Genomic DNA, 242 nt, shown 5'->3' on the forward strand with positions numbered 1-242 from the left:
CCGCTCGTGAGCGAGCTGGCCGCCGACGGGATCCCCGTGGCGGTGACGTGCCGGGTATTGACCATCGCTCGTCAGCCTTACTACCGGTGGCTCGCCCGGCCGGTCGGTGACGCCGAACTCGTTGCCGCTTACCGCGCGAACGCCCTGGTGGACGCTCACCGTGACGACCCGGAGTTCGGGTACCGGTTCTTGGCCGATGAGGCCCGCGCTGCCGGCCAGCCGATGGTCGAGCGCACCGCCTG

At 71.1% G+C, this 242-nt stretch carries 1 pseudogene; it reads left to right on the top strand.

Annotated features, from left to right (window positions below):
• Positions 1-242 (top strand): annotated as a pseudogene (locus tag ACLQ28_RS34635) (IS3 family transposase); the annotation flags it as partial.

The organism is Micromonospora sp. DT201 (assembly GCF_049841575.1).
Taxonomy (GTDB): Bacteria; Actinomycetota; Actinomycetes; order Mycobacteriales; family Micromonosporaceae; genus Micromonospora.